This window comes from Bradyrhizobium ferriligni, from assembly GCF_056837965.1.
This window is the reverse complement of the sequence record NZ_JBXEJO010000056.1, coordinates 1-16,460: the sequence shown is the minus strand read 5'-3', so window position 1 is coordinate 16,460 and position 16,460 is coordinate 1. Positions and strand designations below refer to the sequence as shown.

At 66.9% G+C, this 16,460-nt stretch carries 15 protein-coding genes; 7 read left to right on the top strand and 8 right to left on the bottom strand.

The genetic code is table 11. From position 1 onward, the window contains the following. Positions 1–27: 27 nt before the first annotated feature. From AC1VNY_RS29105 to AC1VNY_RS29085, 5 genes are read right to left on the bottom strand one after another with little or no spacing between them, the layout of a single operon-like run. The gene (locus AC1VNY_RS29105; RefSeq protein WP_482407763.1) at positions 28–792 is read right to left on the bottom strand and encodes a TSUP family transporter; all 765 of its coding nucleotides are present in this window, start codon (positions 790–792) and stop codon (positions 28–30) included. Beyond that, complete coding sequence (locus tag AC1VNY_RS29100) at positions 789–2,045, bottom strand: CCA tRNA nucleotidyltransferase (RefSeq protein WP_482407762.1); 1,257 nt, start codon at positions 2,043–2,045, stop codon at positions 789–791. The genes AC1VNY_RS29105 and AC1VNY_RS29100 overlap by 4 nt, the downstream gene beginning before the upstream one ends. Continuing rightward, positions 2,042–2,305: a DUF6111 family protein gene (locus AC1VNY_RS29095; protein ID WP_028338631.1), complete on the bottom strand. Its 264-nt coding sequence runs from the start codon at positions 2,303–2,305 to the stop codon at positions 2,042–2,044. The genes AC1VNY_RS29100 and AC1VNY_RS29095 overlap by 4 nt, the downstream gene beginning before the upstream one ends. Continuing rightward, complete coding sequence (locus tag AC1VNY_RS29090; RefSeq protein WP_371852161.1) at positions 2,302–2,937, bottom strand: CoA pyrophosphatase; 636 nt, start codon at positions 2,935–2,937, stop codon at positions 2,302–2,304. The genes AC1VNY_RS29095 and AC1VNY_RS29090 overlap by 4 nt, the downstream gene beginning before the upstream one ends. A gap of 32 nt (positions 2,938–2,969) precedes the next feature. Continuing rightward, a complete protein-coding gene (locus AC1VNY_RS29085) occupies positions 2,970–3,611 on the bottom strand; it encodes a DUF1285 domain-containing protein (protein WP_016839726.1) in 642 nt (213 codons plus the stop codon). A 251-nt stretch (positions 3,612–3,862) separates the two neighbouring features. On the opposite strand from AC1VNY_RS29085, the gene AC1VNY_RS29080 reads away from it, so the two are divergent. From AC1VNY_RS29080 to AC1VNY_RS29055, 6 genes are all read left to right on the top strand, one after another. Then, positions 3,863–4,867: an AAA family ATPase gene (locus AC1VNY_RS29080; RefSeq protein WP_038386028.1), complete on the top strand. Its 1,005-nt coding sequence runs from the start codon at positions 3,863–3,865 to the stop codon at positions 4,865–4,867. After that, positions 4,867–5,808 carry a DUF58 domain-containing protein gene (locus AC1VNY_RS29075; protein WP_482407761.1) on the top strand — a complete coding sequence of 314 codons (942 nt, stop codon included), beginning with the start codon at positions 4,867–4,869 and terminating at the stop codon, positions 5,806–5,808. Before AC1VNY_RS29080 ends, AC1VNY_RS29075 begins: the two co-directional genes overlap by 1 nt. Further along, complete coding sequence (locus tag AC1VNY_RS29070; RefSeq protein ID WP_482407788.1) at positions 5,808–8,618, top strand: DUF4159 domain-containing protein; 2,811 nt, start codon at positions 5,808–5,810, stop codon at positions 8,616–8,618. Before AC1VNY_RS29075 ends, AC1VNY_RS29070 begins: the two co-directional genes overlap by 1 nt. Position 8,619: 1 nt before the next feature. After that, positions 8,620–10,683 (top strand): hypothetical protein, encoded by a 2,064-nt coding sequence (locus AC1VNY_RS29065; protein ID WP_482407760.1) that lies wholly within the window; start codon positions 8,620–8,622, stop codon positions 10,681–10,683. Positions 10,684–10,814: 131 nt separating this feature from the next. Next, on the top strand, positions 10,815–11,267 hold the full coding sequence (locus tag AC1VNY_RS29060; protein WP_304494580.1) for a DUF2946 family protein: 453 nt from the start codon (positions 10,815–10,817) through the stop codon (positions 11,265–11,267). 111 nt (positions 11,268–11,378) lie between these two features. Further along, positions 11,379–13,745 (top strand): TonB-dependent receptor, encoded by a 2,367-nt coding sequence (locus AC1VNY_RS29055; RefSeq protein WP_482407759.1) that lies wholly within the window; start codon positions 11,379–11,381, stop codon positions 13,743–13,745. Between the two features lie 180 nt (positions 13,746–13,925). On the opposite strand, the gene AC1VNY_RS29050 is transcribed toward AC1VNY_RS29055, so the two are convergent. The 3 genes from AC1VNY_RS29050 to AC1VNY_RS29040 all read right to left on the bottom strand — a co-directional run bounded on the left by AC1VNY_RS29050 (position 13,926) and on the right by AC1VNY_RS29040 (position 15,397). Beyond that, the gene (locus tag AC1VNY_RS29050) at positions 13,926–14,243 is read right to left on the bottom strand and encodes an EthD family reductase (protein WP_038386021.1); all 318 of its coding nucleotides are present in this window, start codon (positions 14,241–14,243) and stop codon (positions 13,926–13,928) included. A gap of 113 nt (positions 14,244–14,356) precedes the next feature. Then, complete coding sequence (locus AC1VNY_RS29045) at positions 14,357–14,869, bottom strand: GNAT family N-acetyltransferase (protein WP_028338623.1); 513 nt, start codon at positions 14,867–14,869, stop codon at positions 14,357–14,359. Between the two features lie 39 nt (positions 14,870–14,908). After that, a complete protein-coding gene (locus AC1VNY_RS29040) occupies positions 14,909–15,397 on the bottom strand; it encodes an NUDIX domain-containing protein (RefSeq protein WP_482407758.1) in 489 nt (162 codons plus the stop codon). A 147-nt stretch (positions 15,398–15,544) separates the two neighbouring features. Here AC1VNY_RS29040 and AC1VNY_RS29035 point away from each other — a divergent pair, with 147 nt between their 5' ends. Further along, positions 15,545–16,432: a metallophosphoesterase family protein gene (locus AC1VNY_RS29035; protein WP_028338622.1), complete on the top strand. Its 888-nt coding sequence runs from the start codon at positions 15,545–15,547 to the stop codon at positions 16,430–16,432. Positions 16,433–16,460 lie beyond the last annotated feature (28 nt).

The following is a 16,460-nucleotide window of genomic DNA, read 5'->3' as shown; positions in this document are numbered from 1 at the left end:
TGCCGGCAGCATCGCCTCCGCTTCCCGTCAGAGTACGCGCAGCGCGCATGCAATCATCACCACGCCGCCGGTGACCACGGCGGCATCGAGGATCGCGGTGTGGATATGCACCGGCATCCGCTCGACAAAGGCCTTGGCCAGGAACGCGCCGGGAATGGCGACCAGGCCGATCAGCAGCGCAAGCGCCAGTACCTGCGCGGTAATGACGCCGGTCAAGCCGAACACCGAAATCTTGACCGCGGCACTTGTCAGCGAAATCACCGCATCGGTCGCAACCACGGCGGCGCCTTCGAGCCCCGCCGCCATCAGCAGCGACAGCAGGATGACGCCCGAGCCCGCGGTGCCGCCGACCACGACGCCATAACCGACGGCACCGGCCGCAAGGCCCCGCTCACCGATCCTGACGCTGTGCTTGCGCAACAGCCGCCTGAGCGGCACGCTGAGGATCAGCATGCCCCCGATCACGAGCGACGCGCCGGCGCTGGTCAGCCTTGTATAGCCGTAGGCGCCGAGCGCCGTGGAGAACAGCGCCGCCGCGATCACGATGAATGCCTTGCGGCGGTCGGCAAACCTGACAAAGGCGACGAAGCGGCTGGAATTGGTGAAGATCGACGAGATCGCGATGATCGGCACGACCGGCTCGGCGCCGACCATCGGCACCAGCACCAGCGGCATCAGGGCGCCGGTGCCATAGCCGGCAAGACCACCGATCACGGAAGCAAACAGCGCAACGGCTGCGACAAGCAGAATTTGAAGGAGCGAGATATCTGCGAAGCCGGAGAGGAAATTCAAAGCCGATGATCGCGGGTGAAGCGGGAAACGGTCTGGTCGGCGATGCCAGACAACACCTGCGGATCGAGCGGGAAATCCGCGGCTAGCCAAGCATCCTCGGCCAGGGTCAGTACATGCCCCAGTGCCGGTCCCTCGGCAATGCCGCGCGCGACGAAATCCGACGCCCTCAAGGGAAAGTGAGGCGCGCGCCAGCGCTCTGGCAGCGTGGCGAGCGCGCGCCATTGATCGACATCCTGGCCCGCGCCGGTGCGCGCCCAGGCGAGCAGCAACCGGTCGCGATAGGGCTCCTCGTCGAGCCGGTAGAGCCTGCGCTTGGCATGGGCCTCGTCCATGCCGGGCAAGCGCCACCAGCGATGGCCCATCGAATCGAGCGCCTTGGCTTCGGCATTGGAGAGCCGCAGCCGGCTGGCGATACGCCGCGCGTCCTCGGTGACGGCGACCGTCAGCGCAGCCAGCCTTCGCATCGCGCTCGGCGCCAGCTTCATCAGTTGCTCGATCTCGATCATCGCCGCGAACGGGCCGGTATAGGCGACGCCGCCGAACAGCGGCTGCAGCAAGCCGCCGTCACTCATCGCGACCACCGCACTCGCGGCGCCGTTCGCGACCACGAGCTTGAGCATCTCCATGCGAATCCGCTCGGCCGAGAGGCCGGCCAATCCGGCGCGCCCACTGACGCAGGCGAGATAGCCGGCGCGATCGACCTCGCCCGCGCCATAGGCGGCATGGAAACGGAAGAAGCGCAGGATGCGCAGATAGTCCTCGGCAATCCGCTGCGCGGGATCGCCGATGAAGCGCACGCACCTCGCTTCGATGTCGGCGAGACCGCCGACGTGATCATGCACGACGCCCGAGGCGTCGACTGACAGGCCGTTGATGGTGAAGTCGCGCCGCTCGGCGTCGCGCACCCAGTCGCGCCCGAACGCCACCCTGGCCTTGCGGCCATAGGTCTCGGTATCCTCGCGCAGCGTCGTCACCTCGAAGGGCTGGCTGTCGACGACCAGGGTCACCGTGCCGTGCTCGATGCCGGTCGGCACGCTCTTGATGCCCGCTCGCTTGGCGCGGCGGATCACCTCCTCCGGCAGCGCCGTGGTGGCGATGTCGATGTCGGCGAGCGGAATCTGCATCAGGGCGTTGCGCACGGCCCCGCCGATCACCCGCGCTTCCTCGCCGTCGGCATTGAGCAGGCCGAGCACGTGCGCCGCGGGCCCGGAAGCGAGCCATGGCGCGTCGGACAACAGGCGCACCTCGCTCATTTCTCAACTCCCGGCACCAGCTTGCCGTTCTCGATATGGGCGGGAACGTAGGTCGAGTTCGGCGGCGCGCCGGTCAATTCGGCCAGCAGCACGAAGCTCACGATCACCATCACCAGCGCCACCAGCGTCAGCTTCGCCAGCATGTCGAGCGGCCATGACGCCGGCAGCGTCACGCCGGACCGCGTCGCGATGAGGAAGATGGCATAGACCGCGAACGGGACCAGAAAGATTCCGATCTCGGTCAATACCGTGCGGATCATGACAGATAGATCCGCTCATACAACACGCGCAGGATGCCCGCGGTCGCGCCCCAGATGTAGCGCTCGGCGAACGGCATCGCGTAATAGGACCGGTCCATGCCGCGGAATTCCTTGGTGTGGATCTGATGATTCTCGGGATTCATCAGGAAGGCGAGCGGCACCTCGAACGCATCGACCACCTCCGCCTCGTTGATCGCAAGCGTGAATCCCGGCTTCACCTTGGCGACCGTCGGCAGGATGCGGAAGCCGAACGCGGTACCATAAAGGTCGAGATAGCCGACCGGGTCGATGAATTCCCGCTTCAGCCCGACTTCCTCGCAGGCCTCGCGCAGCGCGGCATCGAGCGGCGAGGCGTCGGTGGCGTCGATCTTGCCGCCGGGAAACGAGATCTGGCCGGCATGGCTCGACAGATTGGGCGAGCGCTGCGTCAACAGCACGGTCGGCTCGGGGTGATCGACCACCGGGATCAGCACCGCGGCCGGCCGCACCGGCTGCTCCTGCGCCACGATCTCGAGCATGCGGTCGTTGCCGGAGTCTCCGGTGCGCGGAATGATATGCGGATCGACCAGGCCCGGCGGCACATCGAAAGTGAGCCGCGTGCGGGCCCGCGCGAAGAATTCCGTCGAGCTGATCGTCGCCGGCTCCACCTTCAGCAACGGCTCGTTCAAAGTGCGTCCCTCACCTGACTGGCATCGGCCATCGCGAAGAACTCGCCGCCGGACTCGATGCCGAACATCTCTTGACCATCGACCATCCGCTGCTCGCCCATGTCAACCAGATCGTAATAGAGCGCGCGGGTGACCTTGGCCCACAAATCGGCGCGAACGTGCAGATAGGGCGTCAATCCGCCATCCTCGGCCGCCTCGAATCTGAGGCCGTGGCCTTTCTCGCAATCGACCCAATCGTCGACATTGGTGCGGAACCTGAGCAGGCGGCCGCGCGCGTCTTCCCCGGTCTGCATTTCCACGGCAAGGAACGGCGCGTCGTCGACGCGGATGCCGACCTTCTCCACCGGTGTCACGAGAAAGTGCTTGCCGTCCTCACGCTTCAGGATGGTGGAGAACAGCCGCACCAGCGCGGGGCGGCCGATCGGCGTTCCCATGTAGAACCAGGTGCCGTCAGGCGCGATTCGCATGTCGAGATCGCCGCAGAATGGCGGATTCCACAGGTGAACCGGCGGCAGGCCCTTGCGTCCGGCCGGACCCGATGTCGCAGCTTGATTTGCGGCCGTGGTGAGCCCTTCGAGACCCTTGCTCCCGAGGCCCGTAGTTTCCCTGCCGGAATCGCTCTGCCCTTGCTTCGCCATTGTTTGCCTTAAGGTTTCCTACCTTCAATCTGGCACGTTTGGTGCACATATCCTGAGATGTGGTCGGGATGTCATTCTCGCCACATCGTGATGCCGTTCATACCCTGAAACACCGATAAGGTGGGGATAGTTTAATTCAACGAATACATGGCCTTCGCTCAGGTTTAGCATGAGGGCCAAGATGACGACAGATGATGGCGACAGATGACGCCGCGCCAATGTGCGCGCATCGTCAAGAAGGAGCGGATCGAATGGCTGGTGCAGACAGCGTCGAGAAACTGGAGGATGTGATCGTCCGTTCGGCCGAGCAGGTCGCGGGGCAGATCAAGGCCGCCAAGGAAGCGGTCTCCACCGTCATCTTCGGCCAGGAGCAGGTGATCGAAAACACCCTGGTGACGATCCTGTCCGGCGGCCACGCGCTGTTGATCGGCGTGCCCGGCCTCGCCAAGACCAAGCTGGTCGAAACGCTTGGCGTCACGCTCGGCCTCGATGCCAAGCGCATTCAGTTCACCCCCGACCTGATGCCGTCGGATATTCTCGGCGCCGAAGTGCTCGACGAGAGCTCGGCCGGCAAGCGTTCGTTCCGCTTCATCGCAGGTCCCGTGTTCGCGCAGCTGCTGATGGCCGACGAGATCAACCGCGCCAGCCCGCGCACCCAGTCGGCGCTGCTGCAAGCCATGCAGGAGCAGCACATCACCATTGCCGGCGCGCGGCATGATTTGCCAAAACCATTCCACGTGCTCGCGACGCAGAACCCGCTCGAGCAGGAAGGCACCTACCCGCTGCCCGAAGCGCAGCTCGACCGCTTCCTGATGGAAATCGACGTCGACTATCCTGATCGCGACGCCGAGCGGCGCATCCTGTTCGAAACCACCGGCGCCGAAGAGGCGGCGGCCAAGCCGTCGATGGACGCCGAGACGCTGCTCACCGCGCAACGCCTGGTGCGCCGCCTGCCGGTCGGCGATTCCGTGGTCGAGGCGATCCTGACGCTGGTCCGCGCCGCGCGTCCCGGCACCGAGGGCGGCGAGGCCGGCAAGCTGATCGCATGGGGACCGGGTCCCCGCGCCAGCCAGGCCTTGATGCTCGCGGTGCGTGCCCGTGCATTGCTCGATGGAAGACTCGCGCCGTCGATCGACGATGTGCTCGATCTCGCCGAGCCCGTGCTCAAGCACCGCATGGCGCTGACCTTCTCGGCGCGCGCCGAGGGCCGCACCATTCCCGACGTGATCAAGCAACTGAAGACCCGGATCGGTTGATGGCCGCAGACAACAGGCACCAGAACGAGGAGATCCTTGCGGTTCGACGTGCCGATGGCGAAAGCCGAACGCTCGCCGCGTCGCTGCCGCGTCTGGTGCTTGAGGCCCGCCGTGTCGCCGCCAACGTCATCCATGGCCTGCACGGCCGCCGCCGCGCCGGCTCGGGCGAGAATTTCTGGCAATACCGCCGCTTCGTCTCCGGCGAGCCGTCGCAGCGCGTCGACTGGCGCCGCTCGGCACGCGACGACCATCTCTATGTCCGCGAGCAGGAGTGGGAAGCCGCGCACACGGTGTGGATCTGGCCCGACCGCTCGCCGTCAATGGCCTTTGCCTCGCGCGAGGCGCGCGACAGCAAGCTGGAGCGCGGACTGATCGTAGCCTTCGCGCTCGCCGAGTTGCTCGTTGCGGGCGGAGAACGCGTCGGCATTCCCGGCCTGATGAACCCGACCGCAAGCCTCAACGTGATCGACAAGATGGCCGAAGCGATGTTGCACGACGAGAAGACGCGCGCGAGCCTGCCGCCGTCCTTCGTGCCGTCGTCGCTGGCCGAAGTCGTCGTGTTGTCGGATTTCTGGTCGCCGATAGCAGAAATCACGGCGATGCTGGCCGGGCTTTCCTCCTCCGGCGCGCACGGCGCCGCGATCCAGGTCGTCGATCCGGCCGAAGAGACCTTCCCTTATTCCGGCCGTGTCGAATTTGTCGAGCCGGAGGCCGGCAGCGTCATCACCGCAGGCCGCGCGGAAAGCTGGGCGAACGACTATGTCGCGCGCGTCGCGCTGCATCGCGACCAGATCCGCAATGAGACCAACCGGCTCGACTGGCTGTTCTCGACCCACACCACCAGCCGCTCCGCGGCCGAGCTGCTGTTGTTCCTGCATGCCGGCATGATGGTGAGCAAGGGCGGTGGTCGCTCAACAGTCAAGGCGGGACGCAGCGCATGATCGCAGGCCTCCCCCTCTCCTTTGCCGAACCGCTGCTGCTGCTGGGACTGGTCAGCCTGCCGGTGCTGTGGTGGCTCTTGCGCGTGATGCCGCCGCGGCCGCGCCGGATCGAATTCCCGCCGACGCGGCTATTGTTCGACATCGCGCCCAAGGAGGAGACGCCGTCGCGCACGCCGTGGTGGCTGACGCTGCTGCGGCTCGCCGCCGCCGCGCTCGTCATCTTCGCCGCCGCCGGCCCGATCTGGAATCCGCAGACCGGCGTCGCCGCCGGTAAATTGCCGCTGGTGATCCTGCTCGACGACGGCTGGAGCGCGGCCTCGAGCTGGGATGCGCGGATCAGGGCCGCGGACGAACTGGTCGCCAACGCCGACAGCGACCGTCGCGGTGTCGCGCTGGTGCCGCTGTCCGAGCCCGCGCGCGACATCACGCTGATGCCGGCCGGCGCCGCGCGCGTCGCGCTGCGCCAGCTCGCGCCAAAGCCCTACTCGATCGATCGGGTTGAAACCCTCAGCGCGCTGGAACGTTTCCTCAAATCGACCGGCGACTGCGACATCGCCTGGCTGTCCGACGGTGTCGACACCGGCCGCGGCAGCGAATTCACCGAGGGGCTCGGCAAGGTGATCGAGAGCCGCAATCTGACGATCTATGCGGGCGGAGCGCAGTCGGCGCAGGCGCTGGTCGCGGCCGAGAACGCCGCCGCCAAGATGACGGTGAAGGTGCTGCGCACCGAGACCGGCATCGCGGCGGGAACGGTGCGCGCGGTCGACGCCAAGGGCTCGCCGATCGGCGAGGCCCGCTACACATTCGGACCGCAGGATCGCGAGACCGAAGCCGCCTTCGATCTTCCGGTCGAGTTGCGCAATGACATCGCACGACTCGAAATCTCCGGCGAGCATTCGGCCGGCGCCGTGCAGCTGCTCGACCGGCGCTGGCGCCGCCGCGCCATCGGCGTGGTCTCGGGTGCGAGCAACGACACCGCGCAGCCGCTCCTGGCGTCGACCTTCTATCTCTCCCGCGCGCTGTCGCCATTCGCCGATGTCAGGCTCGGCGATCGCGGTGCGCCGCAGCAGGTGATCGGACAATTCCTCGACCAGCGGCTGCCGATGATCGTGATGGCCGATGTCGGCACGCTGTCGCCGGAGATCCGCGACCGGCTCAATGCCTGGATCGAGCAAGGCGGCGTGCTGGTGCGCTTCGCAGGTCCACGTCTCGCCCAGGCCGATGACGACCTCGTTCCCGTCAAGCTGCGCCGCGGCGGACGCACGCTCGGCGGCAGCCTGACCTGGGAGAAGCCGCAGCACATGGCCTCGTTCGCCGCCGATGGCCCGTTCTCGGGCCTCACCGTGCCGAAGGATATCACCGTCAACCGCCAGGTGCTGGCCGAGCCCGACGCCGTGCTCTCGACCAAGAGCTGGGCCTCGCTGGAGGACGGCACGCCGCTCGTCACCGGCGAGCGTCGCGGCAAGGGCGTGGTCAGCCTGTTCCATGTCGGCGCCGACATGCGCTGGTCGGATCTGCCGATGTCCGGCACCTTCGTCGAGATGCTGCGCCGGCTGATCGACATGTCCGGCTATACCTCGAAGCCCGGCCCCGGCGTCGCCAGCGATCCCAATGCCGAGACCGTTGCGCCGCTGCGCACGCTCGACGGCTTCGGCGTCTTCGGCCCGCCGCCCTCGAGCGCCAAGCCGATGTCGGCAGACTATCGCGATCGCGGGACCGCCGACCATCCGCCCGGCTTCTACGGCACGGTCGAGAGCCCGATCGCGGTCAACACGCTCGCCTCCGCCGATCGCATCGCGCCGCTCGACACCTCGGCCCTGCGCGCGACGCGTGCGAGCTACACCAACGCCGAGCCGCGCGATCTGCGCGGCATCATGCTGTCGACGGCGCTGGCGCTGTTCCTGCTCGATGCGATCGTGGTCGCCATGCTCGGCGGCGGCCTCGCCGCGCTGATCCGGCGGCGCGCGGCACCGGCCGTGCTCGTTTTGGCCTTCATCCTTGCGACCACGATGGTGCCCTCGCCGAGCCGCGCGCAGAACGCCAGCAGCGACGACTTCGCCATCAAGGCGGTGTCGCAAACGCGGCTGGCCTATGTCGTCACCGGCAATGCCGACGTCGATTCCATCGTCAAGGCGGGGATGTCCGGACTGACGCTGTTCCTCGGACAGCGCACCGCGCTGGAGGCCGGCGATCCCGTCGGCATCGATCCCGCGCGCGACGAGCTGGCGTTCTTCCCCTTGATCTACTGGCCGATCGTGCCGGGCGCGCCGAAGCCGCCGCAGGACGCCATCAACAAGATCGACGCCTACATGAAGCAGGGCGGCACCGTCATCTTCGATACCCGTGACGCCGTCGAGGCGCCGCCGGGCGACAACGGCTCATCGCAAACGCCCGGCATGCAGACGCTGCGCGAATTGCTGTCGACCCTCGATGTGCCCGAGCTCGAGCCGGTGCCGCGCGAGCACGTGTTGACCAAGACATTCTATCTGCTGCGCGACTTCCCCGGCCGCTTCAACTCAGGCCAGACCTGGGTCGAGGCATTGCCGCGCGAGGACGACGACGAGGCTGCACAGCGCCCGGCACGCGGCGGCGACGGCGTCTCGCCGATCATCATCACGTCGAACGACCTCGCCGGTGCCTGGGCGATCCGCCCCGACGGCCAGCCGATGCTGCCGCTGACGCCGGGCGAGCCGCGCCAGCGTGAATTCGCCTTCCGCGCCGGCGTCAACATCGTGATGTACACGCTGACCGGCAACTACAAGGCCGACCAGGTGCACGCGCCTGCTTTGATCGAGCGGCTGGGACAATGATATGAACTACGGCATCGCGTTCACACCGCTGGTTCCTTCGCTCGTGCTGTGGCTCGCGCTCGGCGCGATCGTCGTCATCGCCGTGCTGCTGCTGGTGTCGCGCGCGCGTGGCGCCGCGGTGCGGGTCGCGGCGCTGGCGCTGATCCTACTGGCACTGGCCAATCCCTCCTTCACCCGCGAGGACCGCGAGCCGCTGTCCTCGGTCGCTGCCGTCGTGGTCGACAAGAGCCCGAGCCAGAATTTCGGCACGCGCAACCAGGAGACCGACAAGGCGCGGCAGGCGCTGGTCGACAGCCTGAAGCAGATCAAGGGCCTCGAGGTCCGCGTCGTCGAGGCCGGTCAGGCCGATGGCGAGACCGATGGCACAAAACTGTTCGGCGCGCTGACGTCGGCGCTGTCGGACGTTCCGGTCGAGCGCGTCGCCGGCGCGTTCATGATCACCGATGGCCGCGTGCATGACATTCCGGCCAACGCCCAGGCGCTCGGCTTCCAGGCGCCGGTCCACGCGCTGATCACCGGCCGCAAGGACGAGCGCGACCGCCGCATCGCGATCACTGCCGCGCCGCGCTTCGGCATCGTCGGCCAGATCCAGACCATCACCTTCCGGCTCGACGACCAGGGCGTCACCGGCGAGCGCGCCAAGGTCACGATCCGCCGCGACGGCGAAGTGATCAACGAGCGCACGCTGACCAGCGGCCAGACCTCGAGCGTCGACATCGACATCAAGCACGCCGGACCCAACATCGTCGAGATCGAGGCCTCTCCGCTCGAGAACGAGCTGACGCCGGTCAACAACCGCGCCGTGGTCGCGATCGACGGCGTCCGCGACAAGCTGCGCGTGCTGCTGGTTTCCGGCGAGCCGCATTCCGGCGAACGCACCTGGCGCAACCTCTTGAAGTCCGACCCCAGCGTCGATCTCGTGCACTTCACCATTCTGCGTCCGCCGGAGAAACAGGACGGCACGCCGATCAACGAGCTGTCGCTGATCGCATTTCCGACCCGCGAGCTGTTCCAGCAGAAGATCAACGAATTTCAGCTGATCATCTTCGACCGCTACGCCCGCCAGGGCGTGCTGCCGATCGCCTATTTCGACAACATCGCGCGCTACGTTCGCGCCGGCGGCGCGGTGCTGGTGTCCGCCGGCCCCGACTACGCCTCGACCACCAGCATCTGGCGCACGCCGCTGGACTCGGTGCTGCCGGCCGAACCGGTCGGGGTGACCGAGAAGCCGTTCTACGCGCATCTGAGCGATGCCGGTAAGCGCCATCCGGTGACGCGCGGGCTGGAAGGCTCGAATGCCGAGCCGCCGCATTGGAGCCGGTTCTTCCGCACCGTCGATACCCGCAACGCGATCAATCCGCCGGTCATGACCGGCGCCGACGGCAAGCCGCTGCTGCTGCTGTCGCGCTTCGGCGAAGGCCGCGTCGCGCTGCTGCTCTCCGACCACATCTGGCTGTGGGCGCGCGGCTACGAGGGCGGCGGCCCGCATCTCGATTTGTTGCGGCGGGTGTCGCACTGGCTGATGAAGCAGCCCGACCTCGACGAAGAGGCGCTGCGCATGCAGGTGCAGGGCAAGGATCTCATGGTGGTGCGCCAGACCATGGCCGACACCGTCTCGCCGGTCACCGTGACGTCGCCGAGCGGCACCACGCGCGAACTGACGCTCACCGCCGGCGATCCCGGTGAGTGGCGCGCGACGCTGCCCGCCAACGAGCTCGGCCTGTGGCAGGCCACCGACGGCACGCTGAAGGCGCTGATCAATGTCGGCCCGACCAACCCGAAGGAATTCTCGGAGGTCACCTCGACCACGGAGATGCTGAAGCCGCTGGCGCAGGCGACCGGCGGCGACGCACGGCGCATCGTCGACGGTTCGAGCCTCGACATGCCGCGCGTCGTGCCGGTGCGCTCCTCCTCGATCTTCCGCGGCGACGGCTGGCTCGGCGTCAAGATGCGCGACGCCAGCGTCGTCAAGGGTGTCGGCGTGCTGCCGATGTTCGCCGGCCTGGTCGGCCTGCTGCTGTTGCTCGGCGCATTCGCGGCAACATGGCTGCGCGAGGGACGCTGAGCCCGGCCGGGCTCGCGTCTGCGTTGCATCAAGCACACACAGGCACCGCATCGACACGGTTCGTCTGAACGCCGGTTGACATCGCGCATGCCATCCGATGTTATAATGTAACATCGGGCGCTGGGGTGTTGATGCGCTCCCGACGGGTGGGCGTTATCGGCATGCAGTGGTTCCGGCGACACATCAAGACTGGCTCGCGGCTGGCGCTGTTCGCGCTCGCCGTCCAGTTCATGCTGTCGTTCGGGCATTTCCATCCGATCGCGGCCGCGCAAGCGGCGCCCGCGGTTCAGACCGGGCTGTCGCTGGTCGATCTCGCCTATATCGGGACCTCCGCGACGCCGGACCTCGCGGTCCAGGTGACTGGGACGCCACAGCCCGCCAATCACGACAACGACCGGCATCCGGCCGACAATTGCGCGATCTGCGCCGTCATCTCGCTCGCGAGCAGCATGCTGTTCACGGCGCCGCCGGTGCTGTTGCTGCCGGAAGCCATCGAGCTTCTGTTCCGCACCACCAATGCCGAATTCGCCCATCTGAAATCGGCGCCGGCGGCCTTCCACTCCCGCGCACCTCCCCTGTCCTGACATCGACTGATTGCTGCACGCCCTGAGCAGACGGCCGCGTCACATTTGCGGCCTGCGCCAGCGGGGCAAATCGGAATCGATCCGTCATTTCGACGGGCCTGGATCGGGACAATGACACTTCAGAAGAAACGAGCACTCCACATCGGGAGCGTGAGCTGGCTATTGCTGGGCGCGATGAGCCACAATGCGCTGGCCGACGACACGCCGACACAACTCCCTGACATCACCGTGACGGCACCGAGCCCGATCCAACGGCACCGGACCGCGCCAACGCGCACGCCGAGCCATGTTGTCCGGGCCGCGCCGAGCCGCAACCGCGAACGCGCCGCGGCCGTGCAACCGGCGCCTGCGGCACCCGCGCCGGCACCGCAGCAGGGCGTGCTACCCGTGGTTACCGATCAGTTCGCCACCGTCACCGTGATACCCAACGAGGAACTGCGGCGCTCCGGCGCCGCCACGCTCGGCGATCTACTGTTCTCCAAGCCCGGCATCACCGGCTCGAGCTTCGCGCCCGGCGCGTCGAGCCGGCCGGTCATCCGCGGCCTCGACGTCAATCGCGTCGGCATCGTCGAAAACGGTCTCGGCGGCGGCGGCGTGTCGGATCTCGGCGAGGATCATTTCGTCCCGATCGATCCGCTCTCGACCAACCAGATCGAAGTGGTGCGCGGCCCGGCCGCGCTGCGCTACGGCTCGACCTCGATCGGCGGCGTCGTCAGCGCCACCAACAACCGGATTCCCGATGCGATGCCGACCTGCGCGGCGGCGCCGTTCCAGAGCTACGGATTGCCGGTGAAGGCTCCGCTGGCCGACGCCGGCGCGCCGGGTTGCCTCAATGTCGAGACCCGCACGTCGGTCAGTTCGGTCAATCGCGGCGTCGAGGGCGGCATGCTGCTGGACGCCGGCGGCAACAATGTCGCCGTGCATGCCGACGTCTATGGCCGCTCGACCAGCGACTACAGCATCCCGAGCTATCCGTATCTGTTCGACCAGACCCGGCCGGTGAACGGCCGCCAGCCGAACTCCGCGACGCAGTCGGACGGCGCGTCGGTCGGCGCCTCCTATTTCTTCCAGGGCGGCTATATCGGCGCGGCGATCACCCAGAACGACTCGCTCTACCATATCCCCGGCATCGACGGCGCCGACCACCAGACCCGGATCGACGCGCACCAGACCAAGATCGCGGTCAAGGGCGAGTACCGGCCCGATGCTGCTGCGATCGACGCGGTGCGGTTCTGGGTCGGCGCGACCGACTATCGCCACAACGAGCTCGGCCTCGCCGATCCGACCGACCCGTTCAGCGACGGCGTCCGGCAGACCTTCACCAACAAGGAGCAGGAAGCCCGCGTCGAGGTCCAGATGATGCCGTTCAACGCGCGCTTCGCCACGGTGACGACCGCGTTCGGCATGCAGGCCGGGCATCAGGAGCTGACCGCGCCGAGCCCGGACGATCCGACCTCGCTGTTCAACGGCCTTTGGAGTCCGAACAACAACAACCGCGTCGCCGGTTACGTGTTCAACGAGTTCAAGTTCACGGATTCGACCAAGGCGCAAATCGCCGGCCGCATCGAGCATGTCGACCTGCACGGATCGATGCCGAATTTCCCGGCGGACTATCTGCCTGACGGTGCACCGCAGAGCTCGATCGCACGCAATCCGTCCTACACGCCGGTCAGCGGCAGCATCGGGCTGCTGCAGAACCTGCCCGGCGATCTCGTCGGCAGCATCACCGCGCAATATGTCGAACGCGCGCCGAAGCCTGCGGAGCTGTTCTCGCGCGGCGCGCATGATGCGACCGCGACCTTCGACATCGGCAATCCGAACCTGACCATCGAGACCGCGAAATCGGTCGAGATCGGCCTGCGCAAGGCGACCGGGCCGTTCCGCTTCGAGGCCACCGCCTACTACACCCGCTTCAGCAACTTCATCTATCGCCGCCTGACCGGGGTGATGTGCGGCGACGATTTCGACTCCTGCGGCAATGGCGATCCCAACAATGAGGCGCGGCAGGCGGTTTATTCGCAGCGTGACGCGATCTTCCGCGGCGCCGAATTCCAGAGCCAGTTCGACATCGGCCCGCTCAACGGCGGCATCTGGGGCATCGAGAACCAGTTCGACGTGGTGCGCGCCACCTTCACCGACGGCAGCAACGTGCCGCGGATTCCACCGGTGCGGCTTGGCGGCGGCTTCTATTGGCGCGACAGCAACTGGCTGACCCGCATCAATCTGGTGCACGCCTTCGCGCAGAACGACATCGCCGTCATCGGCGAGACCCCGACGGCGGGCTACAATCTCTTGAACGCGGAGATCACCTACAACACCAAGCTGAATTCGTCATGGATCGGCGCGCGGGAGATGACGCTTGGTCTGGTCGGCAACAATCTGCTCAACCAGAACATCCGCAACTCCGTCTCCTATACCAAGGACGAGGTGCTGATGCCGGGCCTCGGCATACGGGCGTTCGCCAACCTGAAGTTCTGAGACAAGCGTATCCCTCTGCCGCCAGCGGCAGAGGGATTTTGCGATCGCGTAGCCCGGATGGAGCGCAGCGCAATCCGGGGGGACTGCTCCCGCGGTGAGACTGATCCCGGATTTCGCTTCGCTCCATCCGGGCTACGAGCGTCTCTGAGGGGAGCTGCGTAACCTGCTCGGTCCGGACGATCAGTGGCCGACGACGACTTCGCTGATCTGGATCACCGGCTGCTGATCGGTGTAGTTCGGGATGTCGCCCAAGATCTCCTGGGCGTGCTTGCCCATGCCGGCCGCGAAGGCCTCAACCGAGTCGCAGAAGATGTGGCACATTCCGACATAGGTTGCAGGTTGCCCCGGCGCGCCGCCGGCGATGCCCTTGTCGACTGTGTAGTATTTGCATGCGTCGCCGAGGCGCGCCTTCACCAGCGGCATGTGCTTGTCGCGATAATAGTCGTGATCAAAGCGTGCGCCTGGATTGTTCGGATACATCACACTGACTTTGATCATGGCGCGCACTCTCCCTGTTGATATGACATGCGCCGGTCTTGTCCCGGCGCTTGCCTCAACTGTGCTTTAGTTTCCGATAGCGCGCAACAGTTCCGGCGACGCTCGCGAGAACGTCAGATCGCCTTGCTCCAGTCCGGCTGGATCGGCCCGGACACGCCCTCGGCCGCGCCGTCGACCAGTTCCATGACAAGCAGGCGACTGTAATCGACCGGACCGGGCATGGTCATTTGCCCCTTCGGGACCGGCTTGAAGCCGACCCGCGCGTAGTATGGCTCGTCGCCGACCAGCACGATCAGCCGGTGGCCCTTGGCGCGGGCGTCGTTGATCGCACGCTCGAGCAGCGCACGGCCGACGCCGCGGCTGCGGAACGGCGGCTCGACCGTTAGCGGCCCGAGCATCAGCGCCGGCGTATCGCCGATCGTGATCGGCAACTGGCGCACCGAGCCGACCAGCAGCGTGCCGATCCGCGCCGTGAAGGAGACATCGAGCAGATGATCGACATGCTCACGCAGCCGGTAGGCGCTGAGCACGAAGCGGCCGGGCCCGAAGGTGCGCTCGTGCAGGCGCTCGATCGCCTGGGCGTCTTTCGGGGTCTCGGGCAGGATGGTCAGGGACAATTCGGTCATTGTGGGGCGCGGGATAGCATCTGGCGCGGGCGCGGTCCATCACCGCCATGTCGCCGTCGGCGGCCTGCCTTCGAGCACCTCCGCGATCCGCAGCCGCGTACCGGGGGTGGTCTCGTCAGGCAGATCAGCCGGGTCGAAGAAGCCGCAGGCCACGATCTCGCGATTCGGCTCCGGCAGGCGGTCCTGCCGGTAGTTCCTGACGACGTAGACCGCGACATGATCGCGCGGCGAGACGTGGCTGTTGTGGAAGATGCCGTGCAGCGCCGGCTCGCCCTTGAGTTCGATCCGCCCCTCCTCCTCCAATTCGCGCCGCAGCGACTCGATAAAGCTTTCGCCGACCTCGACTCCGCCGCCAGGCAGATACCAGCCGTGGACGTAGCTGTGCTTGACCAGGAACACCCTGTTGTCGGCATCGAGCACGACGGCACGGACCCCGAGCGTCATGCTGCGGACCAGCCGCCAGTAGAAATGAAACACCCATCTGATCTGCGGCTCGTAGCGCTTGCGTAAATCGAGCAGGACCGTCACTGAACCCTCGACATCATGGTGTTTGATCCGTGCTTTGATCCTTGCGCGCCTGCGCAGCTCTTGCCAATACAGGGCAGGACGTTCGGGATAGCACGACATGACCGACTGCCGGCCACTTTTCGCGGACAATCCGAAGGGAATCGCATGATGGCGGCGTTCCGCCTCGCGCATCTGTCGGACCCGCATTTGCCGCCGCTCCCGGCGGCGCGGCTGCGCGATCTGGCCGGCAAGCGCGCCTTCGGCTACCTGAACTGGACGCGCAACCGTCACAAATATCACCGCCGCGACGTGCTCGACGCGCTGGTGTCGGACATGCAGGCGCAGCAGCCGGACCATATCGCCGTGACCGGCGACCTCGTCAATCTGGCGCTGGATGCCGAGTTCAATCCGGCCCGGCAATGGCTGGAGGGCGTGGGTTCGCCTGCCGACGTCACCGTGATCCCCGGCAACCACGACGCCTATGTGCGCGCGACCCGGCATCGCTTCGTCAGTCACTTCGGCGACTATCTGCGCGGCGACGCCGACGGCGCGGCAACGCATTTTCCGTTCGTGCGCCGCCGCGGGCCGCTGGCGCTGATCGGCGTCTCCTCGGCGGTGCCGACGCCACCGCTGATGGCGACCGGCTGGCTCGGCCATCCCCAGCTCGATGCGCTTGATGCGATCCTCGCGCAGCTGTCGCGGGAGGACGCCTTCCGCGTCCTCCTGGTGCATCACCCGCTGCACTCCGACGGCCGCGCCAAGCGCCTGACCGATTCGCATCAGCTGCTCGCGCTGCTCAGGCGCCACGGCGTCGAGCTGGTGCTGCATGGCCACGACCACATCCATTCGACGATGTGGTTCGACGGCCCGGAGCGGAAGATCCCGGCGATCGGCGTGCCGTCGGCATCGGCGCTGGCGCGCAAGCACTATCCGGCGGCGGCCTACAATTTGTTCTCGATCGAGCGTGACGGCAATGCCTGGCGCTGCGAGCAGACCGTGCGCGGCCTCGGCGATCACGACGGCATTCGCGAATTGAAGCAAGTACGACTGTCCTAATCGCCGCCCCCGCCGCCGCCTGTCTCTT